At 72.6% G+C, this 26140-nt stretch carries 22 protein-coding genes, 1 tRNA gene, 2 pseudogenes and 1 riboswitch; of the genes and pseudogenes, 6 read left to right on the top strand and 19 right to left on the bottom strand.

All coding sequences use genetic code 11. From position 1 onward, the window contains the following. Positions 1–16: 16 nt before the first annotated feature. The 3 genes and pseudogenes from ACFE76_RS07320 to ACFE76_RS07310 form a co-directional block, all read right to left on the bottom strand. Positions 17–2119: a beta-galactosidase gene (locus ACFE76_RS07320; RefSeq protein WP_375431084.1), complete on the bottom strand. Its 2103-nt coding sequence runs from the start codon at positions 2117–2119 to the stop codon at positions 17–19. A 199-nt stretch (positions 2120–2318) separates the two neighbouring features. After that, positions 2319–2414 (bottom strand): annotated as a pseudogene (locus ACFE76_RS07315) (hypothetical protein); the annotation flags it as partial. A 44-nt stretch (positions 2415–2458) separates the two neighbouring features. Then, on the bottom strand, positions 2459–2599 hold the full coding sequence (locus ACFE76_RS07310; protein WP_375431083.1) for a hypothetical protein: 141 nt from the start codon (positions 2597–2599) through the stop codon (positions 2459–2461). A gap of 311 nt (positions 2600–2910) precedes the next feature. On the opposite strand from ACFE76_RS07310, the gene ACFE76_RS07305 reads away from it, so the two are divergent. After that, on the top strand, positions 2911–3405 hold the full coding sequence (locus ACFE76_RS07305) for a helix-turn-helix domain-containing protein (RefSeq protein WP_375431082.1): 495 nt from the start codon (positions 2911–2913) through the stop codon (positions 3403–3405). Between the two features lie 158 nt (positions 3406–3563). After that, positions 3564–4484 carry a CAP domain-containing protein gene (locus ACFE76_RS07300; RefSeq protein WP_375431081.1) on the top strand — a complete coding sequence of 307 codons (921 nt, stop codon included), beginning with the start codon at positions 3564–3566 and terminating at the stop codon, positions 4482–4484. 9 nt (positions 4485–4493) lie between these two features. On the opposite strand, the gene ACFE76_RS07295 is transcribed toward ACFE76_RS07300, so the two are convergent. Then, a complete protein-coding gene (locus ACFE76_RS07295; protein WP_375431080.1) occupies positions 4494–4715 on the bottom strand; it encodes a hypothetical protein in 222 nt (73 codons plus the stop codon). A 128-nt stretch (positions 4716–4843) separates the two neighbouring features. Here ACFE76_RS07295 and ACFE76_RS07290 point away from each other — a divergent pair, with 128 nt between their 5' ends. Next, the gene (locus tag ACFE76_RS07290; protein WP_375431079.1) at positions 4844–5584 is read left to right on the top strand and encodes a PadR family transcriptional regulator; all 741 of its coding nucleotides are present in this window, start codon (positions 4844–4846) and stop codon (positions 5582–5584) included. A 7-nt stretch (positions 5585–5591) separates the two neighbouring features. Here the strand turns inward: ACFE76_RS07290 and ACFE76_RS07285 are convergent, their stop codons facing one another. The 4 genes and pseudogenes from ACFE76_RS07285 to ACFE76_RS07270 all read right to left on the bottom strand — a co-directional run bounded on the left by ACFE76_RS07285 (position 5592) and on the right by ACFE76_RS07270 (position 9171). Continuing rightward, positions 5592–7127: an FG-GAP repeat protein gene (locus ACFE76_RS07285; RefSeq protein WP_375431078.1), complete on the bottom strand. Its 1536-nt coding sequence runs from the start codon at positions 7125–7127 to the stop codon at positions 5592–5594. Positions 7128–7226: 99 nt separating this feature from the next. Next, positions 7227–7747: pseudogene (locus ACFE76_RS07280) on the bottom strand (DUF6886 family protein). 7 nt (positions 7748–7754) lie between these two features. Next, positions 7755–8585 carry an oxidoreductase gene (locus tag ACFE76_RS07275; protein ID WP_375431077.1) on the bottom strand — a complete coding sequence of 277 codons (831 nt, stop codon included), beginning with the start codon at positions 8583–8585 and terminating at the stop codon, positions 7755–7757. Between the two features lie 58 nt (positions 8586–8643). Further along, complete coding sequence (locus tag ACFE76_RS07270; protein ID WP_375431076.1) at positions 8644–9171, bottom strand: AAA family ATPase; 528 nt, start codon at positions 9169–9171, stop codon at positions 8644–8646. A 144-nt stretch (positions 9172–9315) separates the two neighbouring features. Between ACFE76_RS07270 and ACFE76_RS07265 the strand changes: the two genes are divergently transcribed. Beyond that, positions 9316–9768, top strand: a complete 453-nt coding sequence (locus ACFE76_RS07265; RefSeq protein ID WP_375431075.1) for a hypothetical protein — start codon at positions 9316–9318, stop codon at positions 9766–9768. A gap of 77 nt (positions 9769–9845) precedes the next feature. Here the strand turns inward: ACFE76_RS07265 and ACFE76_RS07260 are convergent. Then, positions 9846–9918, bottom strand: a tRNA-Thr gene (locus ACFE76_RS07260). A gap of 221 nt (positions 9919–10139) precedes the next feature. Between ACFE76_RS07260 and ACFE76_RS07255 the strand changes: the two genes are divergently transcribed. Continuing rightward, positions 10140–10466, top strand: a complete 327-nt coding sequence (locus tag ACFE76_RS07255) for a hypothetical protein (protein WP_375431074.1) — start codon at positions 10140–10142, stop codon at positions 10464–10466. A 15-nt stretch (positions 10467–10481) separates the two neighbouring features. Here the strand turns inward: ACFE76_RS07255 and ACFE76_RS07250 are convergent, their stop codons facing one another. The 9 genes from ACFE76_RS07250 to ACFE76_RS07210 form a co-directional block, all read right to left on the bottom strand. Further along, complete coding sequence (locus ACFE76_RS07250) at positions 10482–12044, bottom strand: alpha/beta hydrolase (protein ID WP_375431073.1); 1563 nt, start codon at positions 12042–12044, stop codon at positions 10482–10484. A 40-nt stretch (positions 12045–12084) separates the two neighbouring features. Then, the gene (locus tag ACFE76_RS07245) at positions 12085–13011 is read right to left on the bottom strand and encodes a stage 0 sporulation family protein (protein ID WP_375431072.1); all 927 of its coding nucleotides are present in this window, start codon (positions 13009–13011) and stop codon (positions 12085–12087) included. Between the two features lie 148 nt (positions 13012–13159). After that, positions 13160–13801, bottom strand: a complete 642-nt coding sequence (locus ACFE76_RS07240) for a transglycosylase family protein (RefSeq protein WP_375431071.1) — start codon at positions 13799–13801, stop codon at positions 13160–13162. Positions 13802–13808: 7 nt separating this feature from the next. Further along, a riboswitch (cyclic di-AMP (ydaO/yuaA leader) is annotated at positions 13809–13966 on the bottom strand. 546 nt (positions 13967–14512) lie between these two features. Then, positions 14513–15688, bottom strand: coding sequence for a DNA polymerase III subunit delta' (locus ACFE76_RS07235; protein WP_375431070.1), 1176 nt, complete (start codon positions 15686–15688; stop codon positions 14513–14515). Continuing rightward, positions 15685–16326 (bottom strand): dTMP kinase, encoded by a 642-nt coding sequence (gene tmk / locus ACFE76_RS07230; protein WP_375431069.1) that lies wholly within the window; start codon positions 16324–16326, stop codon positions 15685–15687. The genes ACFE76_RS07235 and tmk overlap by 4 nt, the downstream gene beginning before the upstream one ends. Further along, entirely contained in the window at positions 16323–17801 is a 1479-nt protein-coding gene (locus tag ACFE76_RS07225; RefSeq protein ID WP_375431068.1) for a hypothetical protein, read from the bottom strand. The genes tmk and ACFE76_RS07225 overlap by 4 nt, the downstream gene beginning before the upstream one ends. A gap of 190 nt (positions 17802–17991) precedes the next feature. Next, positions 17992–20742 carry a type I DNA topoisomerase gene (gene topA / locus ACFE76_RS07220; protein WP_375431067.1) on the bottom strand — a complete coding sequence of 917 codons (2751 nt, stop codon included), beginning with the start codon at positions 20740–20742 and terminating at the stop codon, positions 17992–17994. A 138-nt stretch (positions 20743–20880) separates the two neighbouring features. Continuing rightward, positions 20881–22437, bottom strand: coding sequence for a methyltransferase (locus ACFE76_RS07215; RefSeq protein ID WP_375431066.1), 1557 nt, complete (start codon positions 22435–22437; stop codon positions 20881–20883). 108 nt (positions 22438–22545) lie between these two features. Next, positions 22546–24438: an AMP-binding protein gene (locus tag ACFE76_RS07210; protein ID WP_375431065.1), complete on the bottom strand. Its 1893-nt coding sequence runs from the start codon at positions 24436–24438 to the stop codon at positions 22546–22548. A 54-nt stretch (positions 24439–24492) separates the two neighbouring features. Between ACFE76_RS07210 and ACFE76_RS07205 the strand changes: the two genes are divergently transcribed. Further along, on the top strand, positions 24493–25434 hold the full coding sequence (locus ACFE76_RS07205; protein ID WP_375431064.1) for an oxygenase MpaB family protein: 942 nt from the start codon (positions 24493–24495) through the stop codon (positions 25432–25434). Here ACFE76_RS07205 and ACFE76_RS07200 read toward each other — a convergent pair. After that, positions 25419–26129: a DUF4184 family protein gene (locus ACFE76_RS07200; protein ID WP_375431063.1), complete on the bottom strand. Its 711-nt coding sequence runs from the start codon at positions 26127–26129 to the stop codon at positions 25419–25421. The genes ACFE76_RS07205 and ACFE76_RS07200 overlap by 16 nt on opposite strands. Positions 26130–26140 lie beyond the last annotated feature (11 nt).

Genomic DNA, 26140 nt, shown 5'->3' with positions numbered 1-26140 from the left:
CAGTCTGCGGGTCCGGTCAGGCGTCGGTGAGCAGGATCTGCACGTCCCAGGGGCCGAGGGCGAGGCCGGTCGTCAGGTCGCGTCCCGGGTCGCGGGCGTCGACCGCACCGGCGGGTACGGCGACCTGAGCAGCGTCCCAGCCCCAGTTGTGCACCACGTGCAGCCGGCGGCCGTCGCGGCTCAGGGCGGCGGAGACCGTGACCGGCTCGGGCAGTGGACCCCAGCCCGGGTGCGGGTCGGGCACCAGCCAGGCGGCGAGGTCGCGGGCCAGCGCCGGGTTGGGGACCGTACCGACCGTCGTGATCCGACCGTCGCCGTGAGCGGTGCTGGTCACCGCCGGATACCGGCCGAGGAACGGGTGCTCGTAGGCCAGCAGGGTCTCGGCCCCGGTCGGTTCCAGCAGGTCGGCCCACCGGGTCGCCCGACTGCCCGGGCTCAGCGCGAGCCCGCCGTCGACGGTACGGACCGGCAGCGGCTCGCGCAGGTTGGTGAACTCCTGGTAGCCGACGCCCGCAGCCTCGGCCAGCCGGGCCGGCTTGGGCTCCAGCCGGGCCCGGCCCTCGAGGTCGCCGTACCCGGTCCGGATGCCGAGCACGAGGTGGCCACCGGCCGCCGCGTACGCCCGGAGCCGGTCGAGCAGGTCGTCCGCCGCCACCAGCAGGCCGGGCACGACCAGGACGGGCAACGTCTGCGCCAGCTCGGCGGGGTCGAGCTCGGCCAGCTGCTCATCGTGCAGCACCCGCACCGACAGGCCGGCGTCGTAGGCGCCGCGGGAGTAGGCGTCCAGGATCGTGGCGTAGCCGCGGGGGTCGACGTCGGTCGGGTCCATGCTGTCCGGCCGCGCCGGGAACGGGGACTGGCCGGCCAGCGCCCACCTGGACTTCGCGGAGTAGAGCAGGCCCAGGTGCGCGTCCGGGGTCAGTCCGGTCAGCACCGGACCGAGGTCGGCCAGCTCCGCCCCGAGCGCCGCCAGCTCGCGATAGACCCGGCCCGGGTGCTGGTCGTGGGGCAGGATGCCGATCCAGTACGTCTCGGCGCCGAAGTGCAGCGTGTGCCAGTGCCAGTACTCCACCATCTCGGCCCCGCGGGCGACGAGCGCCCAGGCGGCCTGGCGCCACTGCCCGTCCCAAGCCGGGAAGTTGGTCGCTGACCCGCCGATCGCGCCGGCGTTGGTCTCGGTGACCAGGAACGGCGCCTGCTTCGAGGCGTACATCCGGTCGGCGCTGGCGACGACGCTCCAGGCGCCGCTGGTGGTCCAGCCCTGCCGGCGGGCGGCCCCGGACGGTTGCGCCAGGTCGTCCTGCATCGCGTAGTACGGGTTGCCGGCCGCCACGTCGAGGACGCGGGTGAGACCGACGTCGTCGACCCCGGGCCGGTCGTAGGAGATGCAGGTGGTGACGAACTGCCCCGGCGACGCGTACTCGCGCACGATACCGGCCTGCCAGGCGATGAACTCGGTGGTCAACCGGGCCTGGAAGGCCCGCCACGCCAGGTCGTACTGGGGTTGGACGTTCCCGTCGGGACGCCACAGGTCGGCCCAGGTCGAGAGCCGGTGCGACCAGTAGACGAGCCCCCAGGCCTCGTTCAGCGCGTCGACCGACCCGTACCGGTGCCGCAGCTCGTCGACGAAGCGCTGGAAGACGCCCTCGTTGTGGAAGGGCAGCAGCCCGGGCTCGTTGTCAGCCTGGAAGCCGGTCACCGCTGGATGGGCGGCGTACCGCTCGAGAATGCGGCGGACCACCCGTTCGGCGTGGAAGCGGAACGCCGCGTGGCTGAAGTCGACCTCCTGCCGCGACCCCCACGCCATCGGCTGGCCGGTCGCGACGTCGCCGGCGATCTCGGGGTAGCGCCGGACGAGCCACGGCGGGACGGCGTACGTGGGGGTGCCGAGCAGCACCGCGATGCCGCGGGCGTGCGCGCCGTCCAGCACCGGCTGCATCCAGTCGAGGTCGAAGACGCCGTCGGCGGGCTCCCACGTGCTCCAGACCGACTCCCCCACCCGGATGACCGAGAAGCTCGCCTGCGCCATCAGGTCGAGGTCGGCCTCGAGCCGCGGGCTGGGCTGGTACTCGGGGTAGTAGGCGGCGCCGAAGAGCACCCGGTCGCGAGCAGCGGTCATGGCCCGCAGTATGCCCTCGTCCGGGCGGGCTCACGAGGTCAGCCGGCGCTCCCGGTAGAGCAGGAACAGCGGGACGGCGCAGGCCATCGACACCAGCACGCCGAGCACGACGAACAGCACCGGCACGTACGTCCGCAGGCCGAGCACGACGGGACTCCGCGACCACGAACACCGTCAGCACGGCCGACACCACCAGCAGGTCGACGGCCGCCGAGGACGAGGCGTCGTTGGCGAACCAGGCCGCGAGGTAGGAGACCGAGCCGTCGTAGCGCAGGTTGAAGAACCAGGTGAGCACCAGCCCGACCACCCCGTATCCGGCCTGACGAGCGGTGGAGGCGGTCACGCGCGTCGGTCCCGGACCACGAGCAGCGTGGCGACGGCGGCCGCCAGCAGGACCCCGGCCAGGCCCGCCGCCGCCAGCGGAGCGTCCGGCCGCAGCAGCGGCAGCCCGCGTTCGGCCTGCACCGCGAGCCACACCACGACGCCGACGGCGCTGAGGGTGGCGAGCCGGACCAGCTCCCCCGCGAGGGAGTCCGGTGACCCAGGCGACCAGCCGGACCAGCCGTACGTGTCCGGTTACCAGCGTCAGCAACCAGGCCAAGGTCGCGCAGTAGACCGCGATCGAGATGGCGAACTTGAGCGGTTTGAGCCAGGCCGGCGCTCCCGTGATCCGCTGGCCGTCGACCCCCAGCCCGACCAGCGCGACGACGATGGTGAGTGACGTGCGACCCGCAGGTCGGACCGGCGTACGGCCACCGTGGCCGAGATCAAGGACGCTGCCTGGGCTTGAGGTGCACGCCTCCGGCTCCGGCGACTGCTCGTTACGGGCGGTCGCCCGCCGGCTGGGGATGGCGCCGTCCGCGCTGTACCGCTACTTCGACAGCCGCGACGAGCTGTTGACGGCGCTGATCGTCGACGCCTTCGACGCACTCACGGCGACCCTGGCGGCGGCGTACGAGCAGGCGAGGGCCATGACGGCGGCGGCGCTGCGCTCCACCCAGGTGCTGCTGGACATGATGGATGATCTGGTCGACGCCGACGCGCTCGACGCGGAACGGCTCGCCGAGCGGCTGTCCGCCGACTCCGAACGCCGGCTCGCTCGCTGGTCGGGCGTGCTGCCGCGTCCGTTGCCGCCCGCCGCGCTCGCCGTGGCGCTGGACTGCTACGCCGCCCCGCACGGAGCGATCCAGCTCGAGCTGAACGGCCACCTCCCGCCCCCGGTGGTCGGCGGCGACGAGCTCTTTCTCGGCAGCATGCGGCAGGTGATCGGCGCCGCGCTACGCTGATCCGCGGCCGCTCCGCGCTGCCCGTTCCCGTGCCGTCGGAACCAACCACAGGGTCTTCCGGCCCGGGCCGCCGGACTCTGCCGTACCGCGACGGCTGCGGTTAGGTTCGCTGGTGGCGGCCGGGGACGTCATGGATCTCAACCTTTGAGGAGCCCCCCGTGTCCCGTTCGCGCAGCACGTCGTTCCGCTCGGTCTGGTTCCGCGCCGCAGCCCTGGCGGCCGCGGCCCTCAGCTCAGCGGCCGTGCTCGCGCCGGCCGTACCGGCAGCCGCCGCGGTCACCTCGACCGGCGCGTGCGTGGACGGCGGCGGCACCCGCTGGTCGGTCAAGGCCGTCTGGGGCAGCACCTACGCCTCGGGCGACCTCACCAGGATCACGCTGGCCTCGGCTGCCTGGACGACCGTCGCCAAGGGTTCGGTGCCGACCGACTCCCGGGTCCGCACGTACGACGGCGACGGCACGCTGCTGCAGGACCTGACGTGGACCGGGTCCTTCACCTACGCCTCCGGCACGGCCTTCAAGTCCCGCAACCCGGTGAACCCGCCGACCGCGCCGGGGAAGGCACGGGTGGCGATCACGCTCGGGGTGGACGGGGACGGCTTCGGCAGCTGCACGGTGAGCCTGGTCCAGCCGGCCGCGACCACCCCCGCCCCCACACCGAGCCCGACGCCCACGCCGACACCGACTCCTGCGCCGCCCACGGTCAGCGCGAGCGACCGCTACGAGGCCGACGTGGTCACCGCCACGAACCGCGAACGGGTCGCGCAGAGCCTGCCGGCCTTTACCGCCCAGAGCTGCGTCGACTCCTACGCCGAGACCCAGGCCGCCCGGATGGCGAGCGAGGGCCGGATGTACCACCAGGACCTCGGGCCGATCCTCAGCGCCTGCGGACTGCGGTCGGTGGGAGAGAACGTGGCGTACGGCTACAGCAGCGGCACGGCCGTCACGGCCGGTTGGATGGGCTCCCCGGGCCACCGCGCGAACATCCTCAACCCCTCGTTCCGGCTGCTCGGAGTGGGCGCGGCCCAGGACGCGCAGGGTCGCTGGTACGCCTGCCAGGTCTTCGGCGCGACCCGCTGAGGGCGAGCGTCAGCTGGAGGGGCCGTCCGGCTCCCGGTCGTAAAACACCATCCAGCCGACGTGGACGCCATAGAGAAAGAGGGCGAACCCGACCAGCCAGCCGACGGTGGTCAGCAGCGGCGGACCGGCGTGCAGGCCGCTGAGCACCATGCTCACGGCCATCTCGACGAGCCCAGCGATCGCAGCACGGCTGGACCGGCGCTTGAGACGCCAGATCTCGTTCGGCTGCACAGTGTCGACGGTAGTCCTCCGTGCGGCACCGTGCGGCGACAAGGCAGACTGACAGCGGGTGCCGCTTGACTCGCGACACGTAGCGATATATCTTGATTGCAACCTTGCTACGAGAAAGGACATCCATCATGGAACCCAGCAACCACAACCACCCAGCACCGCGCCACCGGCGCGGACCCCGCTTCGAGGGTCGCCGACCCTTCGCGGAAGACGCCTTCGGGCACGACAGCCCCGTGGGGCGCCGCGGTCGAGGACCGCGGGACGAGAACGGCGAGCCGGGCTTCGGCCCCGGTCGCGGACCGCGGTTCGAGGGCCGGGGACCCCGGCCCGAGCGTCGCGGACCCGGAGAAGGTCGCGGCGAAGGTCGCGGCCCCGGCGAGCGTCGGGGACGGCGAGGGCCGGACGGCTCCCGCGGTCGCGCCCGGCGCGGCGACGTCCGGATCGCCCTGCTGCTGCTGCTCGCCGAGCAGCCGATGCACGGCTACCAGCTGATGGAGGCGATGGCCGAGCGCACCAACGGGGTCTGGCGACCCAGCCCGGGTGCGGTCTATCCGACCATCGCCCAGCTCGAGGACGAGGGGCTCGTCCGGACCGAGGCCGAGGGCGGGCGCAAGCTCGTCACCCTCACCGAGGCCGGCAGCACGCTGATCAAAGAACAGCGCGCGACCTGGGGCGACCCGTTCGCAGAGCTCGCCGGACACGAGTCCGGACCGGACCTGCGGGAGTCGCTGCAGGCCCTGCACGCCGCCGCCCGCCAGGTGGCCGTCACCGGCAGCCCGACCCAGGTCGAGCAGGCCACGACGGTGCTCGACCAAGCCCGTCGTTCGCTCTACCTGCTGCTCGCCGGCGAGGAGAAGCCGACGAGCTGAGGCCGCCTCAGCCGGCCGGCGCGGCGATGACCGCGCCGTAGCGGGTGCCGGTCGCCGCTCCGCCGCTGAAGCCGACGGACGGCAGCCGCCGCCCGGCGACCTGCAGGTCGTTCGCACCGGCCTTGCTGCCCACGGCGGTCGACTCGACGATGCCGGCGTCGACGACCGCGCCCCGGTCCTCACCCGGCACCCCCACGTACACCCGGTCCCCGAGCTCGTCGTCGTGGTCGTCCCGGATCCGGCCGAGGCCGAGCGTGCTGCCCAGCTGGTCACCCGGCTCCGCCGAACCGGCCAGCACGCTCTGCTGGTCGTCGGAGCGGGTGGCGCACGGGTCGGGGCCGGTGAGCGCGTGCACCAGCACCGTCCCGGCGTCCCGGACGGACCGACCACCGACGGCGAGGTCCTCGCCGGGAGCGCCGGCCGCGAGCTGGGTCACCCCCTCGAAGCAGCCGATGTTGCGACCGACCACCACCGCCGCACCGAGCCGGTCACCCACCTCGGCGACCCCCGGGATCCCCTTGGAGTCCTGGTTGAGGCCGGCCACCGGCCGGAAGGCGGCGAGGGCCGAACGCCGGGCCAGGATCTGCAGCATCCCGGCGTCCCGCCGGCTGCCGACGTCCTCACCCGGGACCCCGACGACCGCATGGTCGTCGAAGGCGCCGATCGCGGCCCCGAAGTGGTCGCCCGCCTCGGCCCCGCCGGCCACTCGCGGCGAGGCCTGGGACCAGCTGGTCGCGGTATCGAAGCCGGACACGCCCTCGGAGGCGAGGAAGGTGACGGCCCCGGCATCCTTGACCGAACCGACGTCCTCGTCCGGGGTGCCCACCCAGACGCCGCCGGGGACCGCCGTCAGCACCGCACCGAAGTGGTCTCCGACCTCCGCGGTCCCCGGGACGCCGCTGGTGGCCTGGCTGATCGTCTCCACCGTCTCGACCTCGATCTCCCCGTCCTCTCCGGTCACGAAGAAGTGCGTCACCGAGCCGGCGTTCTGCACGGCTCCGGGGTCGTCGTACGGTGCCCCCACCCAGACGTGGAAGCCGCTGTCGAGGGCGGCGTCGGTGATCGCCACCGCCGATCCGAAGCGGTCGAACGGAGTCGAGCCGCCGTCCTCGGTGAGTCCGCCCGTGGTCTGGGATCCGTCCGGGGCGCCGTAGACGACGTGGATCCGGCCGGCGTCGTCGGTCACGCCGGGCGCGCCGACCACGAAGTCGTCGCAGCCATCCCCGTTGAGGTCGGCCAGCGCGACGGCCGAGCCGAAGCGGTCGCCCTCCAGGCTGGGACTGAGACCCGCAGCCTCGAGGGTGAGCAGCCGGCTCGCCGCGCTGGTCAGCCGCAGGTCGACCGCGCCGGCGGCGTCGGCGCGCGCCGGGAGCCCGACCGCGAGGTCGGAGAGGGCGTCACCGTCCACGTCACCGACCACCGGGACGTCGGTCTGGCAGCTGACGGTGGCGCCCCACGCTCGGTCGTCCGGCAGCACGACCGGCCAGGCCAGCGCCGTACCGAAGGTGGCGGCCCACACCCAGGCCCGAGTCGTCGTCGACATGCGGTGCTCCTCACCGTTGAGGGAACCGGAGCGGCCGGTCGGGCCGAGCCATCCGGATCTCGGCAGCGTAGCCCCGGCCGGCAGGCCCGACAAGGGTCGTCAGCCGCTGCCGCGGCCGAGCCGGATGCCGCTGAACCCGACGGTCGTGCCGGTGACCGTCCGCCACCATGGCCAGACCGACGAAGCCAGCCGCAGCTCGATCCCGGCCTGCTCGTGCAGGTCCCCCACCGGCTCGGCCGGGCCGAGCGGTCGGACGGGGCGGCTCGCCACGAAGGCGTGCGGGCCGCCTCCCTCGCCGTACGGCGAGAAGGCTGACGCGTCGAAGCGGTACGCGAACAACCGCACCTCCTCCAGCCGTCGCAACCAGGCGTACTCGATCAGGTGCACCCGGTCGGCGACCGGTCCCAGCGCGGCGAGCCGGTCAGCCGGGGTCGTCGGCTGCGTCACCCAGGCCATTGCCGTGGGCAGTCCCGCGGGAACCAGTACGCCGGCGCCTGGACCGCGTCGACCGCCCAGACGTACGGGGTGGGTTCGCGCGCCGTCGCCGCGAGATGAGGGACGAAGTCGGTGATCGTGGGGTCCTCGGAGAAGTGCAGGACCTCACCCGCGCCGGCACGCACGGCCGGGTCAGGCGTCGAAGTCGGTGCTGCGACTGACCGACTCCCAGGCGTCGACCTCCGACCGCAGCGCGTCGAGGGCGGCGCGGAAGCCGTCGGAGGCGTCGTGGCCGAGCAGCAGCATGAACGGCGGCTCGTCGGACTCCACCGCCTTGATCAGCGCGGCCGCGGCCTTGGCCGGGTCGCCGGCCTGGGTGCCGTGGCCGGTGTCGTGCTCCTTGCGCCGTCTGCCGGCCGTGTCGGCGTAGTCGGCGATCGGCTCGGCCGCCTGCATCAACGAGCGGCCGGCGAAGTCGGTCCGGAAGCCGCCCGGCTCGACCACCATCGCCGTGATGCCCAACGGGGCCACCTCCTGGCGGAGCGAGAGGGTGAGCGCCTCGATCGCGGCCTTGACCGCCGCGTAGTAGCCGGACCCGGGAGGCGAGATCCGCGCGCCGATCGACGACAGGTTCACGATCGTGCCCGAGCGCCGCGCCCGCATGCCGGGCAGGACGGCCTTGGTCGTCCGGACCGTGCCGAAGACGTGGGTGTCGACGAGCTGGGCGACCGGCCCGTCCTCGCCCTCCTCGACGGCCGCGCGGTAGCCGTAGCCGGCGTTGTTGACGAGCACGTCGACGCGGGAGAACCGTTCCTCGGCGGCGGCCACGACCGCGGTGACCTGGGCGTCGTCGGTGACGTCGAGCGCCAGGGCAAGAGCCGTCTCGGGGTGGGAGTCGACGAGGTCCTGCACCGTGGCCGCGTCGCGGGCGGTGACCACGACGTTGTCGCCGTGAGCGAGGACCGCTTCGGCGAAGGCACGGCCGAGTCCGGTCGAACAGCCGGTGATGAGCCAGGTGGCCATGGAGCCTGCTTTCGTGCGGAGGGTGGAGAACGCCGGTTCACCAGTCTGGCCCCGTCGCTCATGCCCGGCAGAAGGCCACGATCTCGGCGAGACCGGGTCGCCAGCCGTCGGTGGTGTCCACGTCGAGCGTGGGCACGTCCAGGTGCAGGGCGTCGAACGGCGCCGCAGCGGACAGGTAGGCAGTGTCGGCGTGTGCGGCACGCGTCCCCTGCGCCGCCAACCGGGCGAGCATCCGCCTCCGGGCGACGCCCTCGGCCACCTGGCAGCGGACAACCTTCAGGGTGGCGAGGCCGGTCAGCGGCTCAAGACCCCGCCACCACAGCGGGTGCTGGAACGCGGCCTCGGCGACCAACGTCACCTCGGCCCGCAGCAGCTGGTCCATCAGCGCGAAGAACAGGTCGTAGGTGCGCATCGTGAGCGGATCGCTCTGCGCCGGAACGAAACCCGGGATGGACGCGACCATCCCTTCCTTGAGCTCGTCCCGGCAGAGCGCCGGACAGCCGACGCCGGGGGCCAAGGCATGCGCCAGCGTGGTCTTGCCCGAGCCCGCCGGCCCGGTGACGACCACGAGCGTGGGGGTTCCCATCAGGCTGACCCTACGACCCGCGCCTGCCCAGCGACCAGGGATGCGCCGGGTCCCGCATAAGCCGACGGTAAGGCTGCGATAAGCGGTGATTCCTAGCGTGCTCGTCATCGGCACACCCGGTGCCGACAGACCAGGAGGATCATCATGGACACGTCAACCCTCACCGTTCGGGACAACGGCAGCTCACCGAGCGTGGCGGAACCCAGCACCACCGCACCACGTTCAGCCCGACGCTCGCTGACCACTGTGCTTCGGCGCACCATCGCCGGCGTCGCCGTGATGCTCGCACTCGCCGGCCTCGTGAGCTGGGCGCCCGTGAGCACCGCCTCGGCCGCCACTTCCAACGGCATCGTCTGCTTCACGCAACGGGGCGGCGGCGCCTTCACCGGCCAGGTCACCTCGCAGTACTGGACCAACGCCGGCTGGGCCAACTACTCGTCCTTCGTGCTCCCCACCAGCGGTTGCCAGAGCGTCTACTACCCGACCGGCTACTACTGGCGCTTCGTCGTCAGCCACCGCGGCTTCTACGGATCGACCGGCTACGCCTACGTGAAGAGCGGCTACTACTACACCCTCACCGGCGTCGCCAGCTGGTGAGCCCACCCGCAGCACCAGCAGATCAACCCGGAGCAAGAGCCCGCCGCATCCTGCGACGGGCTCTTCTCTGCTGGGTGAGCCGCCTCGGGGAATCGAACCCCGGACCTACGCATTACGAGTGCGTTGCTCTGCCATCTGAGCTAAGGCGGCGGGTGCGCAGCGACCGGAGCCGCGGCGGCACGGTCGCCCACTATATCCAGCGCTGCGCCCCGCGTCGAAGCGACAGCGGCGCGACCTCCCAGCCTGCACACAGCGGCCCGCCGTGGTCTGGACAGCCGGGTCCGGTGTTGTTGGTGATGCGCGCATCCCGGACTCGACGGGGCCCGGGTTGCGCGCCCACCCCAACCTGATGTCGCAAACGGAAGTTGATCATGGACAACGAGCAGAACCCCCAGCCCCAGCAGAACTCTGAGCCCGAAGCGACGCCGACCACCGAGCCGGCGTCGACCACCGAGCACCCCGCGCCCGGTCGCACCCGTCGCTGGCTCGCCGGCGCCACTCTCGTGACCGTCGGTCTGGTGGCCGGCAGTGGCGCGACCTACGCCTTCACCGCCACCAACAACGACGGCGGCGGCGGACCGACGGCCGGCTACGGTGCACCGGCCGGCGGCCGCGGCGGTCCGATGGGCGCCCCTCCCGGCGGCGCGGGCAGCACCGACGGCACCCAGGGCTCGACCACCGACAGCCAGCCGAGCTGAGGGCGGCCTCCCCGGTCAGGACGTGCAGCGAACGCCGTCCGGTGGGACCCGGTCCTGCACCAGGTAGGCGTGCACGAGGTCACGGACGCAGCTGCTCTGGCCGTACCCGGTGTGGCCCTCGCCCTCCAGCGTCACCAGCACCCCCGAGCTGAGCTGGCGCGCCATTCCGACGGCGTTCTCGTACGGGGTGGCGGGGTCGCCGGTCGTGCCCACCACCACGATCGGCGCCGCTCCCGGAGCGGTGATCTTCGGCTCCTTGGGCGCCGGCGCCACCGGCCACAGCGGGCAGGTCAGGTCCGGGCCCACCAGCGGTCCGAGCAGCGGCGCCTTGGCGACGGCCCGTTCGGCCGACCGCTCGGCGGCCGGCACGCTGGCGGCCTGGCTGTCCTCGCAGCGGATCGCCGGGAACGCGTAGTTGATCTGGCCGTAGCTGCCGTTGCTGCCGCGGTAGTTGCCGGCGTCGGCCAGCGCGAGCAGGTCTCGTCCGTTGCCGGAGCTGGCCTGGTCGAGCGCGCGCAGCAGCACCGGCCAGTCGCCCCGCCCGTACAGCGGGTCGAGGACCCCCTGCACTCCCTGCTGCTGGCTCAGCTGCCGCTCACCCACCTGGAGCGGCGCCGCGTCCAGGCCGGTCAGCAACGTCTTGATCCGGTCCAGCACCTCGGTCTTGCTGGTCCCGAGCGGGTGCCCGCCGTCAGCGTCGGTGGCTGCCCAGTCCGCGAAGTGGTCCAGGGCGCGTTCGAACCCTTCGACCTGGCTCACCTCCGACCCGGAGATGTTGACCGCCCCGTCCAGCACGAGATGACCCACCCGGTCGGGGAACAGCTGGGCGTAGAGGGCGCCGATCTTGGTGCCGTAGGAGGCCCCGAAGTAGTTGAGCCGCGGGTCGCCGACCAGGCTGCGCAGCAGGTCGAGGTCACCGACGGTGCTCGTCGTGGAGATGTGCGCCAGCAACGGACCCGACCGCGCCAGGCACGAGGCGCCGAAGGCGTACGTCTCCGCCCGCAACGCCTGCTGCTCCGCGGCGTCGTCGGGCGAGACGTCGACGGAGAAGTAGCGGTCGAGGTCGGCGGCGCCGAAGCAGGTCACCGGGGTCGAGCCACCGACGCCGCGGGGGTCCCAGCCGACCACGTCGTACCGCTCGAGCCCGCGCGCGTCGAACCCGCTGACGTACCCCCGGCCCGAGCCGCCCGGTCCGCCCGGGTTGACGAAGAGCGTGCCGAGCCGGTCGGCCGCCGTCGCGCTGCGCTTGGCGAGCGCCAGGGTGACCGCCGTGGCGTCCGGGTCGTCGTAGTCCAGCGGGGCGAGCACGGTCGCGCAGGTCAGGTTGCGGGCGCACGACCGCCAGCTCAACGACTGGCGTTCGTAGCGCTCCAGGCCCTGGCCGGGCGGCGGGTCGGCGAACCCGGCCGGCCGGACGTCGGGCACGGGCTGCACCGGCCGCCCCTTGGCCGGCAGCGAGGGCACGGTCGTCGGGGTGACCTCAGGCTTCGGTGACGGGGCCGGCGGCGAGGCCGAACAGGCGGCCAGCACGACCACGAGCAGCCCGACCAGGGCGGTCAGGACGCGCGCGGCAGGCATGCGGTGAGCGTACGTGGCGTTCGAGGCGCGATGCGCTCTCTCAATCCGGCTCAGGGGCGGGGTCGGGCTTGGGGTTGCGGCGACGGCGGACCCGGGCTTTGGCGGGCACGGCGGGCTCGGCCTCCTCGACCGGGGCGGTCCGGGTGGCGTAGACCTCGCGGGAACCGCAGACCCCGGCCCGGGAGCAGCTCGACACGGCGCCGCCCGCGTTCATCCGGACGAGCACGGCGTCGGCGGGCACCGAGTGACCCACCACCACCCCGTCGCCCCCCTCGGTGGTCACCGCGGAGCCGACGGCAGGTGCTTGGGCGGCGAACTCCAGGTAGAGCGGGTGCTCGTACTTGAGGCAGCACATCAGCCGGCCGCAGGCGCCGGAGATCTTCATCGGGTTGGGCGGCAGGTCCTGCACCTTGGCCATCCGCAGGCTGACCGGCTCGAAGTCCTTGAGGAACGTGGCGCAGCAGAGGTCGCGGCCACAGCTGCCCAGACCGCCGCTCAGCCGCGCGCCGTCGCGCGAACCGACCTGGCGGAGGTCGATCCGGGTTCGCAGCGCCCGGGCCAGCTCACCGACCAGGACCCGGAAGTCCACCCGGTGCGGGGCGGTGAAGTAGACGACGGTGAGCTCCTCAGCCGCGTTCTCGGTACTGATGTAGTCGATCCCGACCACCTTCATCGCCAGCTCGTGCCGCCGGATCAGCTGCTTGGCCACGAGCTTGGCCTGGGCCCGGCGGCGCCGGTTCTCCGCGTCGCGATCGAGGTGGGACTGCTCGGCCGGGCCGGCGCAGACCGGCAGGTCGTCGAAGCCACCGTCCGTCGCCCACTCGGGGGCCCAGATGCACTCGGCGACCTCGGGCCCGGACTCGGTCGGCACCAGCACCCGGTCGCCGACCCGGTAGTCGCGCTCGCCCGGGTCGAGGTAGTAGAGCCGGCCGTAGCGCTCGAACGACACCGCCATCACCCGCGCCACCGGGACAGCGTAGGCCGCGCGCGCCGCGGCGGCCAGCAGCGCCTTCGAGGGGCGTCCGGAGGTGAGGAAGCCCGGCAGATGCGGGTCTGCCGGGCTTCCTCGGGTGGGCCTTCCGGGGGCAGGGTGGCCCACCCGCGCTAGTGAACGTCTATGCGGTCTTCAGCACCTGGCCGACACTGATCCGGTTCGGGTTGGGAACCGACTTCTTGTTGAGCTTCCACAGGCCCTGCCAACCACCCTTGACCGAGTGGCGGTGCGCGATGCTGGCGAGAGTGTCGCCCTGACGGACGCGAGCGGTGTGGGCGTGGTGCTGGGTGCCCGACGTCGACTTCTTCGCCCAGCTCACCTTCTTCTTCGGCTTGGGCTGGCTCTTCTTCTTCGCCCCCGGATTGGTCGAGGGTGTCGCGTGCTTGTCCGCCTTGCCGTTGGCCTTGGTCAGGTGCGCGCGTCGGCCGCAGGACGCCCAGGCGCCGGCGCCCTGACCGGCCAGCACCCGCCGGGCGATCGCGATCTGCTCGGCCTTGCTCGCTTTGTGGGCTTTGGACGCGTACTTCTTCCCGCCGTAGCCGGACCAGGTACGGCTGGCGAACTGCAGCCCGCCGTAGTAGCCGTTACCGGTGTTGATCTTCCAGTTGCCGCCGCTCTCGCACGTGGCGACCTTGTCCCAGACCGTCTTGGCGCTGGCCGGGGTGGCGCCGGCGGCACCGATCCCGATCGCGAGGGCCACCGCGGCGATCACCCCCACCAGGCGGCGGACGAGGGGAAACGCATGCTCATGCCGTGTGGACAACGCCAGCACCCTTCCTGACGAATGCCTGCGAAGTTAGCTGACGGGTGCGGGCTCATCAGTGCCCGGCGCTCCCCGAAATGACCCAAAGAAGCGCTTTACCCCAGGAACTCCGTGACAGAGCTCCGATGGTTCCTCCACCTTCGCTGCGCTCGAGAGTTTCTCGACCAGGGAGTCCGTCCAGCGAAGCTCGGCACGACGGAGACGCGTCCCAGCCGACGCCCCGAGCGTCCGCCAGGTCTTGCTGATGGTCACGGAGCCGACACCGTCAGGTCACGGATCGATCACGAACCGGGTACAACGTAGACGTAGCCCTCTGCAGCGCGCAACCCCGGGCGGGAGCTGGTGCGTCGACCGGACCGAAGCGACGGAATCGGTCGTCGGGAGGAGAGATCGGGGCTCGATCCCGTCGGTGGGAACGGCCGGGGGCAGCAGGAAAGGTCCGCTGCCCTCACCAGGGCGACGCGGGAACGACGGCAGCACAACTCGGTCGCGGCCTGCCTTCGCAGGTACGACGCCCGATCAGGTCACGATCGAGACCGGCGAACGCCCTCCTCCGGCCAAGCAAAGAGCCCCGGGGTACGTGACCCAGGGGCTCTGCTCGACCTACGGTTTCAGTTGTCGGAGAGGACGCTCGGGGGTTCGTTCCCTCCGACAACCAGGAGTTACGTTACTGCACATCGCGGAAGAATACGACCCCGCCGACGGTTTGCTTCAACCTTCGACCAAGGCGATGAGGGTGGATTCCACCGCGAGCAGCGGCGCGACATTGCCAGCGAGTGCCGTCCGGCAGCCCAGCAGCGCGTCGATTCGACGTAGCGTCGCCTCCGGGCTGGAACGGCGCGCCAGCACATTCACCGACGGTTCAAGATCGCTGTTGACCAGGGCTGCGCCCGAGTGGGTCTGCACACTCAGCACGTCACGGTAAAAGCCCGTCAGCTCCGTCAGAGCGCGATCAATCGCGTCACGTTGAAAGCGTTTCGCCCGGGCTTTCTGCTGGTCTTCTAGCTCTTTGATCGCCGCTTGTGCCTGCCGCGGCCGAGCGCCGCGGGTGCCGAAACCGAGCGCTTCCTCCAGCGCCACTCGCTCCCGCGTGTCGACGTCCACGGTGGCCGCGGTCGCCTCGGCAGAGCAGGCCGCGACCAGCGTCGCGGCCGCACTCAGGCAGGCGCCGAGGTCGTGCAGCTCGGCGGGCACCCGCAGGATCTGGCGTCGGCGTTCCCGGGCGCCTTCGTCCCGGGCGAGAGCCCGGGCACGGCCGATGTGGCCCTGCGCCACGCGGGCGACGTAGGCCGCCAGCTCGGGCTCGACCCCGTCGCGCTGCTCGAGGAGCGCCGCCACCGCCGCCGTCCCCGGGGTCTGCAGGGTCAGGCTGCGGCAGCGCGACCGGATCGTCACCACTACGTCGTCGGGCATCGGGGCGCAGAGGACCCACACCGTCAACGGTGCCGGCTCCTCGATGCTCTTGAGCAGCGCGTCGGCTCCGCGCTCGGTCACCCGGTCGGCGTCCTCGACCACGATCACCTGGCGCCGGCGGTGCGTCGGGCTCATCGCGGCCCGCCGGACCAGCTCACGCACCTCGTCCACGCCGATCGACAGCTGCTCGGTGCGGACCAGGGTCACGTCAGGGTGGGCGCCGCTCAGCGCGGTCCGGCAGTCGTTGCAGGTGCCGTCGCCGCCGTTCGGGCACTGCAGCGCGGCGGCGAACGCGCGCGCGGCGTTCGAGCGGCCCGATCCAGGCGGGCCGGTGATCAGCCAGGCGTGGCTCATCGCGTGCGGCGCGCCGGCCACCGCCCGCTTCAGGGTGGTCACGGCGGCGTCCTGACCCACCAGGTCGCCCCAGACCCCGTCTGCCTTCATTGTCGTGGCTGCACTCGGCGTGCTCGTCATGAGGGCAGTCTGCCGGAGGGGTCTGACAACAGCGGCTGCACGCGACGCCAGACCTCCTCGGCCAGCTCGTCGCGGTCTCGCCGGGCCGCCAGGACGAGGTAGCGGCCCGGGTCGCGGTCGGCGAGGTCGAGGAAGTACGCCCGGGCTCGGTCGTGGAAGCTCGCGCCGGCCGCCTCCAGCCGGTCGTGCTCGGCCTTGACCTGCACGGCCTGCCGCGGGTCGACGTCGAGCAGCACCGTCAGCTGCGGCTGCAGGTCCTCGGTCGCCCAGCGCGCCACCTGCTCGACCTCGGCCACCTCGAGCACCCGGCCGGCGCCCTGGTAGGCGAGCATCGAGTCGACGTAGCGGTCGCAGACCACGACCGCGCCGCGCTCGAGTGCCGGACGCACGACCGCGTACAGGTGCTGGGCCTTGTCGGCGGCGTAGAGCAGCGCCTCCGCTCGCGGCGCCAGGTCACCGGTGGCGGGGTCGAGCACGATCGAGCGGATCCGCCCGCCCACCGGGGAGTCGCCGGGCTCGAACGTCCGCAGCACCTCGCGGTCCGCGGCGGCCAGCCGGCGGCAGAGCCGCTCCACCTGGGTGGTCTTCCCCACCCCGTCGCCGCCCTCGAAGACGACGAACACCCCGGCCGGTCTCACCCGGCCAACCGTCGGCACGCCTTGGCGAAGGCCTTTCCGAACGCCGCCTGCGCCTGCCGCGTCTGCTCGCGGGCCTGTTCGTACGCGCGGCCGGCGGCGAATGCCTGCTCGGGGGTGAGCCCGGAGACCTCGGCGTCGGCGAGCTCGGCGCCGGCCCGGGTGAGCAGCCGCCGAGGCTTGACCAACCGGGCGGTGACGGCAGCGGCAGCCTCGGGCCGGAGGTGACCGGCGACCGCGGCGGCGGCGTCGACCAGGGCGACCGCCCGTTGCACGTCGTCCCAGGTCCCGGCGTCGCGTGCCGCGGCGTCGATCGCCGCCTGCACCCGTTCGAGCGCCGTGGCCAGCAGCCGGTCGGCGACCGCAGCGGCGCTCCCGGGGTCGACCGCCCCCAGCTTCGGGCCGCGGGCGGCGACCACGAGCCGGTCGAGCAGCGCCAGGTAGCGCTCGCCGCGGATCCGTCCGTCGATCTGGCTCGTCGACGACGTCCCCGGGTCAGCGAGCAGCCACGCCACCTCATCAGCCAGGTCGTCGAGCCACTCAGCCTCGACCACCAGGCGGAGGCCCTGTAGCTCGGTCTGCAGCAGCCGGGCCTGCTCGACCAGCCGTTCGCCGGCGCGGAGGTCACCGCCGCGGGCGGCCAGGTCGGCCTCGACCATCCGGCGCAGCCGCAGTCCGATCAGCTGGCCGACGAATCGGCGGAACGGCACGTCCGGATCGAAGGGTACGGGCTCCCCGACGTCGCTGGGACTGGTCGCCGGCGCGCCCAGTCGGGTGACCAGCCGGCCGAACCGCGGCACCTCTGTCGACCCGGCCGCCACCAGCGCGCGGTCCAGCCAGGCGGTCTGTTCCTCGTCCAGCCCGGGCCCGACCGGGGTCAGCATCACCTCGCGGTACCGGGCCGTGGTCAAACCACCGCGACGCACCGTGACCTTGTCGTCCCGCAGCAGCGCGACCGTCACCCCGTCGTCGTTCCGCAACGCAAACTCCCGGCGGTCACAGCGCAGGCCCGCCACCGGTCCGAGCGCGGCCCGCCGGCGTAGCGGCCGGATCAGGTCGGCGAGCTCCTCCGGCAGGTCGGAGTGACCCATCAGCTCGATCCGGTCCTTGGGCAGCAGCGGCTGCCAGTCGGGGGCGGTCAGGTACCACTCGCCACGCCCGTCGAGGACCCGGTGCGCCAGCAGCACCCCCGACCGGATCAGCCGGTGGTCGGGCGCGTCCAGCAGCGTGACGTCGATCTCGTACGCGGCGTTGTGCCCGGCGCGGGCGACCAGGTTGCGCAGCCCGAGGGCCGGGTTGACCAGCCGGGGTGCCACCGCGCTGTAGGGCATGTCGTAGAGCCGCTGGCCGGGCGGCCGGACCCGTCGGTAGCGGCTCGCCGTCGGGATCAGCGGCGCCGCCCGCTCGGCCGGCGACCGGTCCACCGGCACCGGTTCGGCCGGCCACGCAGGCGCGCCCGGCCCACGACGCTCAGTCACGATCGGTCCCCGGACACACGCTCAGCCTTCCACAGGGAACGCGTCCTGAGCTGGTCGGGGCGCGCGCGACAGGAGCCCCGCAACGCGTCCCGAGCTTGTCGAGGGCCCCGAAGGGGTTGCGCTAGCTCTTGCTGATCGGTTGGCGCAACCTCTTCGAGGCCTTCGACAGGCGCAGGGAGCGTCGACTGGCTCAGGAACCGGCCGGTACCTTGGCGGGTGCCTTCTTCGCCGGAGCCTTCTTGGCTGCGGTCTTCTTGGCCGGAGCCTTCTTCGCCGCCGTCTTGCGCGCCGGTGCCGCCTTCTTGGCGGGGGCGCGCTTCTTGGGCGCCGGGCCCTTGGCCCGCTTCTCGGCCAGCAGCTCGGCGGCCCGTTCGGCGGTGATGGTCTCGATCTCGTCGTCGCGACGCAAGGTGGCGTTGAACTCCCCGTCGGTCACGTAGGCGCCGAAGCGGCCGTCCTTGATCACCATCGGCGCACCCGAGACCGGGTCGGGGCCGAGCTCCTTGAGCGGCGGCTTGGCCGCGGCGCGACCACGCTGCTTGGGCTGGGCGTAGATGGCCAGCGCCTCGTCCAGGTCGATGCTGAAGATCTGGTCCTCGGTGACCAGCGAGCGCGAGTCGTTCCCCTTCTTGAGGTACGGCCCGTAGCGGCCGTTCTGGGCGGTGATCTCCACCCCGTCGCCGTCGAGGCCGACGACCCGCGGCAGGCTCATCAGCTCGAGCGCCTGCTCGAGACTGACGGTCTCCACGCTCATCGACTGGAACAGCGAGCCGGTGCGCGCCTTGGCGTTCTTGGGCGCGTCCTCGGGCAGCACCTCGGTCACGTACGGCCCGAAGCGCCCGTTCCGCACCACCACCGGGTGACCGGTCTCGGGGTCGGTGCCCAGCTCGCGCTCTTCACCCATCGGCTTGCTGAGCAGCTCACGCGCCAGCTCGACCGTGAGCTCGTCCGGCGGCAGCTCGTCGTCGACGTTGGCCCGACGACCCTCGGCGTCCTCGACGTAGGTGCCGTAGCGCCCGACCCGGACGACGATGCCGTCGGTGTCGGTCTCCAGGTCGCCCACCGGGAAGGTGGACAGCTTGCGGGCGTCGATGTCGCCCAGCTCGGAGACCAACCGCTGCAGACCCTCGTGCTCGTCCGCGCCCTCGGCGCCCTCAGACGACCCGAAGTAGAAGTCGGTCAGCACGCCCAGCCGCTCAGCGGTGCCGCCGGCGATCAGGTCGAGCGTCTGCTCCATCTCGGCGGTGAAGGCGTAGTCGACCAGGTTGGGGAAGTGCTCCTCCAGCAGCCGGGTGACCGCGAACGCGAGCCAGGTCGGCACCAGAGCCGAGCCCTTCTTGAACACGTAGTCGCGGGAGGTGATCGTGCGGATGATCGAGGCGTACGTCGACGGCCGGCCGATCTCCAGCTCCTCGAGCTTGGCCACCAGCGACGGCTCGGTGTAGCGGGCCGGCGGCCGGGTCTCGTGCCCGGACGCGGTCACGCTCTCGGGCCGCAGGTTCTGGCCCTGGGTGAGCTGCGGCAGCCGGGTCTGGGCGTCGTCGGAGGCACTGTCGTCGTCGTGGGACTCGACGTAGGCCTTCAGGAAGCCGTGGAACGTGATCGTCCGGCCGGAGGCGACGAACGTACAGGTGTCCTCGCCAGCGCGCGCAGCCGCGATCTTGACCGTGATCGACTGACCCTCGGCGTCCTTCATCTGCGAAGCGACGGTCCGCATCCAGATCAGCTCGTACAGCCGGAACTGGTCGCCCCGCAGCTGCGTCTGGGCCGGGGTCTGGAAGCTGTCGCCGGCGGGCCGGATCGCCTCGTGCGCCTCCTGGGCGTTCTTCTGCTTGCTGGCGTAGACCCGGGGCTTGTCGGGCAGATAGCTGGCGCCGAAGAGCTGCCGCACCTGGTTGCGGGCGGCGGTCAGGGCGGTGTCGGAGAGCGTCGAGGAGTCGGTACGCATGTAGGTGATGAAGCCGGCCTCGTAGAGGTCCTGGGCCACCGACATGGCGCGCTGGGCGGTGAAGCCCAGCTTACGGCCGGCCTCCTGCTGCATGGTCGTGGTGCGGAAGGGCGCGTACGGCTTGCGGCTGTACGGCTTGGACTCCACGCTCTGCACGCTGTACGCGGCGGTCCGCAGGCCGACCGCCAAGGCCTGCGCGACGGTCTCGTCAAGGTGGGCCAGCTGCTCGCTGCCCTTGGTGAGCAGCGCGCCGTGGCTGTCGAAGTCGCGGCCCTGGGCCACCCGACGGTCACCGACGTGGGTCAGCCGGGCCGGGAACAGCGGCGGGTCGGCCGGGGCGCCGGCGTCGAGCACGGCGTCGAGGTCCCAGTATCCGGCGCTCCGGAAGGCGATCCGCTCCCGTTCGCGCTCCACCACGAGCCGGGTCGCGACCGACTGGACGCGGCCGGCCGACAGCCGGGGCATGACCTTCTTCCACAGCACCGGTGAGACCTCGTAGCCGTAGAGCCGGTCGAGGATGCGGCGGGTCTCCTGCGCGTCGACGAGGTCAGTGTCGAGGTCGCGCGGGTTGGCCACCGCCTCGGCGATGGCCTTGGCGGTGATCTCGCGGAACACCATCCGGCGGACGGGGACCTTGGGCTTGAGCTCCTGCAGCAGGTGCCAGGCGATGGCCTCGCCCTCGCGGTCATCGTCGGTGGCCAGCAACAGCTCGTCGGAGTCGGCCAGCGCGTCCTTGAGGGTGCGCATGGTGGCGCGCTTGTCGGGGCTGACCACGTAGATGGGCTCGAAGCCGTTGTCGACGTTGATGCCGGTCCGGGCCCACTTCTCGCCCTTGTACTTGGCCGGCACCTCCGCGGCACCGGTGGGCAGGTCGCGCACGTGGCCGCGGCTGGACTCGACGACGTAGCCGTCGCCGAGGTAGCCCGCGATCGTCTTCACCTTGGTGGGCGACTCCACGATCACGAGCCGCTTGCCACCTGCTTTGCCTGCCACGCTGTTGTCCTTCTCTCCTGGGCCTGGTGAGTCCGATCTCGTCCGGCCCACCGGTGGTTCCCGTCGGGATCGGGGCGCCGTCGCCCCCGCTCGGCGGCTCGGCGCGCTAACTGTACGACCGAAGTCCACGCCTGCCGCTCACCCGACCGACTTGTCAGCGTCGGTGGTCGCCCTGGCAGCCACCCACGCTGACAGGTCGGCAAGGAGAAACCCGTCGACGACGAGGGGTCGGATCCGGGGCAGCAGCTCGGCGGTCAGCGCGGCCGGATCGGCGTCCAGCAGGCCGGCCACGGAGCTGATCAGCGTGGCCAGGTCCAGGTCGCCGTCGCAGGCGCCGAGCACTCCGGCCAGCGCCGTTCCCGGCTCGATCGCCCGACGGAAACCGCGCTGCTGGCGCAGCACCAGGTGCTGCGGGTCGGCGGCGCCGGGCACGCCGGTCGTCTCTTCCACCACGTCGGGAGCGAGCAGCCACGCCCGACTCAGCAGGCCGGCGTCGTCGAGGCCGCGTTCGAGGTCGACCGCCGCCAGCTCGGCCTCGATCGCGGGCGCGATCGGCTGCTCGATCCCGTACGGCCAGTCCTCGACCCGCAGCCACGGATCGTCCCGGCCGGCGCGGTGCAGGGTGAGCCAGCCCATCCCGACCGCCTCGATGCCCAGCGTGGCGAAGTAGTCCAGCCACTCGGCGTAGCGGCGGGCGTAGTCGGGCGATCCCGCGAGGCCGGCGTCGGCCAGCCAGAGCTCGACGTACTCGTACGGGTCGAGGACCTCCCGCTGCACGACGTGCGCGTCGCAACCGGTGCCGGCCAGCCAGCCGCCAATGCGGTCCGTCCAGTCCTGGCCCCGCAGGTGGGCCCAGTTGGCCAGCACCTGCAGGGTCCCGCCCTCGGCGAGGTGGCCGACGCCGTCGCGGACCACCCGTTCCACCAGCCCGTCGGAGGTCCACGAGCCCTCCCGGTAGGCGAGCCGGTCGGCGTCGGTGCGCGGCGGGGACATCACGTACGGCGGGTTGGTGGTGACCAGGTCGAAACGCTGTCCCGCCACCGGTTCGTAGAGGCTGCCGAGCCGCAGGTCGACGTCGAGACCGTTGATGATCATGGTCAGCCGGGCCAGCTCGAGCGCCCGAGGGTTGAGGTCGGTGGCGGTGATCATCTCCGCGTGCCGGGCCAGGTGCAGGGCCTGTACCCCGCAACCCGTACCAAGATCAAGCGCGGTGGCCACCGGGTGCCGCAGGGTCAGCTGGGCCAGGGTGGACGAAGCCGAGGACACCCCGAGAACGAAGTCCGGTCTCATCGGATGAGTCTCGGTGTCGAGGTTGGGCGACAGGTCCGAGACCACCCAGCCGCTTGCGCCGTCGTCGCTGGCGTAGGGCCGGACGTCGACGAGCGCCCGGTAGGTGTCGTCCGGGCCCCTCTCGAGGACGCCCGCCTCGACCAGCGGACCGACCAGACCGGGCAGCGCCGCCTCGAGCGCGGCCGCCGGCACCGGTCGCTGCAACAGCCAGAGCCTGGTCAGCACGGCCAGCGGGTCACGGTCCTCACCCAAGGCTCGGACGCCGGCGACGGTGCTGTTGCGGCCGAGCGCGGCGTGCGCGGCCGACCCGATCCGGTCGACGACGCGGTCAACCTCGTAGCCGTGCGTGGTGAACACCGCCCGCAGGTCGGCTCCCTGAGCGGTGGTCAGGCTGGACGGGGGCATCCGATCATGCTGCCAGGTCGGCACGACCCTGAGAATCGACCCCCAGAAGACCGAAAACGCCCTTCATCGGCCCAGAGAGCTGTTCTCGGGGTCGATTCTCAGGGTCGGCTAACCGACCCTCGGGCGCAGCACAGGGCGGAGGGCTTCGACGACGGAGGCGTCCTCGACGGTCGAGGGCACGGTCCCGGGGCCGCCGTCGGCGATCTCGCGCATCGTCCGGCGGAGCACCTTGCCCGAGCGGGTCTTGGGCAGCGCCGCGACCACGTCGACCTGCCGGAGCGCGGCGACCGGGCCGATCTCGGAGCGCACCAGGGCGACCAGCTCGGCGGCGAGCTGGTCAGCCGGCATGGTCACCCCCTCCTTCACCACCACCAGCCCGCGTGGCACCTGACCCTTCAGGTCGTCGGCCACCCCGATGACAGCGCACTCGGCCACCGCCGGGTGCGTGGCCAGTACCGCCTCCATCGAGCCGGTCGAGAGCCGGTGCCCGGCGACGTTGATCACGTCGTCGGTCCGGCCCATCACGAAGACGTAGCCGTCGGCGTCGACGTGGCCGCCGTCCCCGCTGAGGTAGTAGCCCGGGTGGGCGTCGAGGTAGCCGCGCCGGAACCGCTCGTCGTCGCCCCAGACTCCTCGCAACGTGCCCGGCGGTAGGGGCAGCTTCAGGCAGATGGCGCCTTCGCCGCCCGCCGGCAGCTCGGCGCCGTCCGGACCGAGCACCCGCACGTCGAAGCCGGGGACGGGCACCGACGGCGAGCCGGCCTTCAGTGGTAGGGATTCCAAGCCGCGCGGGCTGCAGGCGATCGGCCAGCCGGTCTCGGTCTGCCACCAGTGGTCGACGACCGGGACGCCCAGCCGTTCGCCGGCCCAGGCGTAGGTGTCGGGGTCGAGCCGTTCGCCGGCCAGGAAGAGCGTCTGCAGGCTGGACAGGTCGTAGCGGCGGAGGAACTGACCCTCGGGGTCGACCTTGCGGATCGCCCGCAGCGCGGTCGGCGCGGTGAACAAGACCTTGGCCCGGTGCTCGGAGACGACCCGCCACAGCGCGCCGGCGTCCGGGGTCCCCACCGGCTTGCCCTCGTAGAGAACGGTCGTGGCGCCGACCAGCAGCGGCGCGTACACGGTGTAAGAGTGCCCCACCACCCAGCCGACGTCGCTGGCGGTGAAGATCACCTCACCGGGGCCGACGTCGTAGAGGGCGCGCATCGAGTAGGCCAGCGCGACGGCGTGGCCGCCGGTGTCGCGGACGATGCCCTTCGGCTTTCCGGTGGTGCCGGAGGTGTAGAGGACGTAGAGCGGGTCGGTCGCGGCCACCTGGGCGCACTCCGCCGGCGGGAACTGGCCGCCGCGCATCAGCGACGCAAAGTCGAGGTCGCGACCCTCGACCAGCTCAGCGCGCACCGGCTCGCGCTGGAGAACCACGCAGTAGTCGGGCTGGTGGCGGGTCCGGGCAAGCGCGGCGTCCAGCAGCGGCTTGTACGCCACGACCCGGCCCGGCTCCAGCCCGCACGAGGCCGTGATCACGACTTTCGGTTCGGCGTCGTCGATCCGAGCGGCGAGCTCGGCCGGGGCGAAACCGCCGAAGACGACCGAGTGCACGGCCCCGATCCGGGCGCAGGCGAGCATGCCGATCACCGCCTCGGCCACCATCGGGAGATAGAGGACGACCCGGTCCCCCTGGGTCACCCCCAGCTCGCGCAGCGCTCCGCCCAGCTGCGCGACCCGCTCGAGCAGCTCGGCGTAGCTGTAGGTCCGCCGGGTGCCGGAGTAGGCGGAGTGGAAGATCAGCGCCGGCTCGTCGGCCAGTCCGCGAACCACGTGCCGGTCGAGCGCGTTGTAGCAGGTGTTGAGGACCCCGTCGGGGAACCAGCGGCCCACAGGTCCCGCCTCCGGGTCGAAGACCGTACGCGGCCGGCGGTACCAGTCGAGGTCGCGCGCCTGCTCCGCCCAGAAGGCGTCCCGGTCCTCCAGACTGCGCCGGAAGGCCTCCGCGTACGCGCCCATGCGTCTCCTTCGACTCGGCCGGCGGTCTTGTGGGTCCAGCGTACGATCCGCGACGTGCCGCCCTCTCTGCTGGACTCCCGCCTCCTGGACCCCCGCACCCTGATCGCGCGCTCCCGCGCCGGACTCGCGGCCACGGTGCGGGACAAGATCGGCGGCGACAGCTTTTCCGACACCCACGAGAAGATCTGGTTCACTCCAGGCGCGCGCTGGTTCACCGAGACCGACCCGATCTGGGTGGTGCACGCCGACGCCGCGATGTTCATCGGCGGCATCCGGGCGCTGCTGCTGCAGTCGCTGCACCCGGTGGCGATGCTCGGGGTCAGCGAGCACTCCGGTTTTCGCAGCGACCCGTGGGGCCGGCTGCAGCGGACCAGCACCTATCTGGCCACCACCACCTACGGCACGGTGGCCGACGCCGAGCGCAGCATCCGGATCGTCCGGGCCATCCACGGCCGGGTCACCGGCACCACGCCCAGCGGCGAGCCGTACCGCGCCGATGACCCGCACCTGCTCGGTTGGGTGCACGTGGCCGAGGTCGACAGCTTCGTCACGGCGTTCCAGGCGTTCGGCAGCCGGCGGCTGACCGACGCGGAGGTCGACACCTACGTCGCGCAGTCGGGCTCGGTCGCCGAGCGCCTGGGCGTCGTCGACCCGCCCCAGACCTGGGCCGAGAACCAGGAGCTGCTGGCCGCGTACCGGCCGGAGCTGACGTCCTCGCCCGCGGCCCGCGACGTCGCCCACTTCCTGCTGCGGGAGCCGCCGATCACCGGTCCCGCCAAGCTCGGCTACGCCGCCCTGGCCGCCGGCGCGATCTCGCTGTTGCCGCCGTGGGTGCGCTCGACGCTGCTGCTGCCGACCCTGCCGGCGACCGACCGGCTGGTCGTCCGGCCCGTGGTGCGCTCAGCCCTGGCCACCCTGCGCTGGGCCCTCGCCGACCCGACCGGGATGCCTCATCTCGTGGCCGACGAGAAAGGAGACGGTCAGCCGCGCGACTGACTCAGCCACCAGGCCGCGCCGACGGCGAGCGTGGCCGCGCCGATGGCGCCGATCGAGGTGGTGGCCATGCCCACCGCCGTCGCCTCCAGGCTCTGGCCGGTCAGCGCCCGGACCAGTCCGGCGACGGTGGCCGCCACGACGAAGACGACCAGGAGCATGACCCAGGCCGCGGTCCGGACGGCGGGAGCGACCTGGGGACGGTCGGCCCCGGGCATGGTCCGGCGGACCCAGAACGCGACCCAGAGGGCAAGGCCGGCCAGGCCGAGGACGCCGCTGCCGAACTGGAACCACTTGTAGAGCGGCAGCGGGCCGACGGCGGCGGTCAGCCCGGCCAGGTGGGTGGTGCCCCAGCGGTCGCGGTGGGTGAACGTGTCCCAGACGACGTGGGTGAGCGCACCCAGGACCACCGAGACCGCCGCGGCCACCCACCGGCGGGCCGTCAGGGTGTTGGCCGAGGGCAGCCGCGACCGCAACCAGCGCGGCGACAGGTCGGTCAGCGGCCGGCGCAGCGCCAGCTCCCACAGGGCGAAGAGCGCGAGCCCGAGGACGAGGTCGACCGTGACCGGTCCGCTAGCGGCGTGGGTCCACGCTGAGCCGCGGTGCGGCGGCACGAAGTACGGCAGGTCCGGGATCCAGGACCCGATGATGAGTGCCGCCGGCACGAGGCGACGCCAGCGGCAGGACAGCAACGGCATGGCTGAGGGTG

The organism is uncultured Friedmanniella sp. (assembly GCF_964244005.1).
Lineage (GTDB): Bacteria > Actinomycetota > Actinomycetes > Propionibacteriales > Propionibacteriaceae > Microlunatus.
The sequence above is the reverse complement of the archived record's forward strand: the minus strand, read 5'-3'. Positions and strand labels throughout refer to the sequence as shown.

Bases quoted from the DNA above. Each gene is read 5' to 3' on its own strand.
- ACFE76_RS07320 (WP_375431084.1), bottom strand. From the start codon at position 2,119: ATGACCGCTGCTCGCGACCGGGTGCTCTTCGGCGCCGCCTACTACCCC.
- ACFE76_RS07265 (WP_375431075.1), top strand. From the start codon at position 9,316: ATGGACACGTCAACCCTCACCGTTCGGGACAACGGCAGCTCACCGAGC.
- ACFE76_RS07275 (WP_375431077.1), bottom strand. From the start codon at position 8,585: ATGGCCACCTGGCTCATCACCGGCTGTTCGACCGGACTCGGCCGTGCC.
- ACFE76_RS07285 (WP_375431078.1), bottom strand. From the start codon at position 7,127: ATGTCGACGACGACTCGGGCCTGGGTGTGGGCCGCCACCTTCGGTACG.
- ACFE76_RS07255 (WP_375431074.1), top strand. From the start codon at position 10,140: ATGGACAACGAGCAGAACCCCCAGCCCCAGCAGAACTCTGAGCCCGAA.
- ACFE76_RS07270 (WP_375431076.1), bottom strand. From the start codon at position 9,171: ATGGGAACCCCCACGCTCGTGGTCGTCACCGGGCCGGCGGGCTCGGGC.
- ACFE76_RS07250 (WP_375431073.1), bottom strand. From the start codon at position 12,044: ATGCCTGCCGCGCGCGTCCTGACCGCCCTGGTCGGGCTGCTCGTGGTC.
- ACFE76_RS07210 (WP_375431065.1), bottom strand. From the start codon at position 24,438: ATGGGCGCGTACGCGGAGGCCTTCCGGCGCAGTCTGGAGGACCGGGAC.
- ACFE76_RS07200 (WP_375431063.1), bottom strand. From the start codon at position 26,129: ATGCCGTTGCTGTCCTGCCGCTGGCGTCGCCTCGTGCCGGCGGCACTC.
- ACFE76_RS07215 (WP_375431066.1), bottom strand. From the start codon at position 22,437: ATGCCCCCGTCCAGCCTGACCACCGCTCAGGGAGCCGACCTGCGGGCG.
- ACFE76_RS07290 (WP_375431079.1), top strand. From the start codon at position 4,844: ATGGAACCCAGCAACCACAACCACCCAGCACCGCGCCACCGGCGCGGA.
- ACFE76_RS07235 (WP_375431070.1), bottom strand. From the start codon at position 15,688: ATGACGAGCACGCCGAGTGCAGCCACGACAATGAAGGCAGACGGGGTC.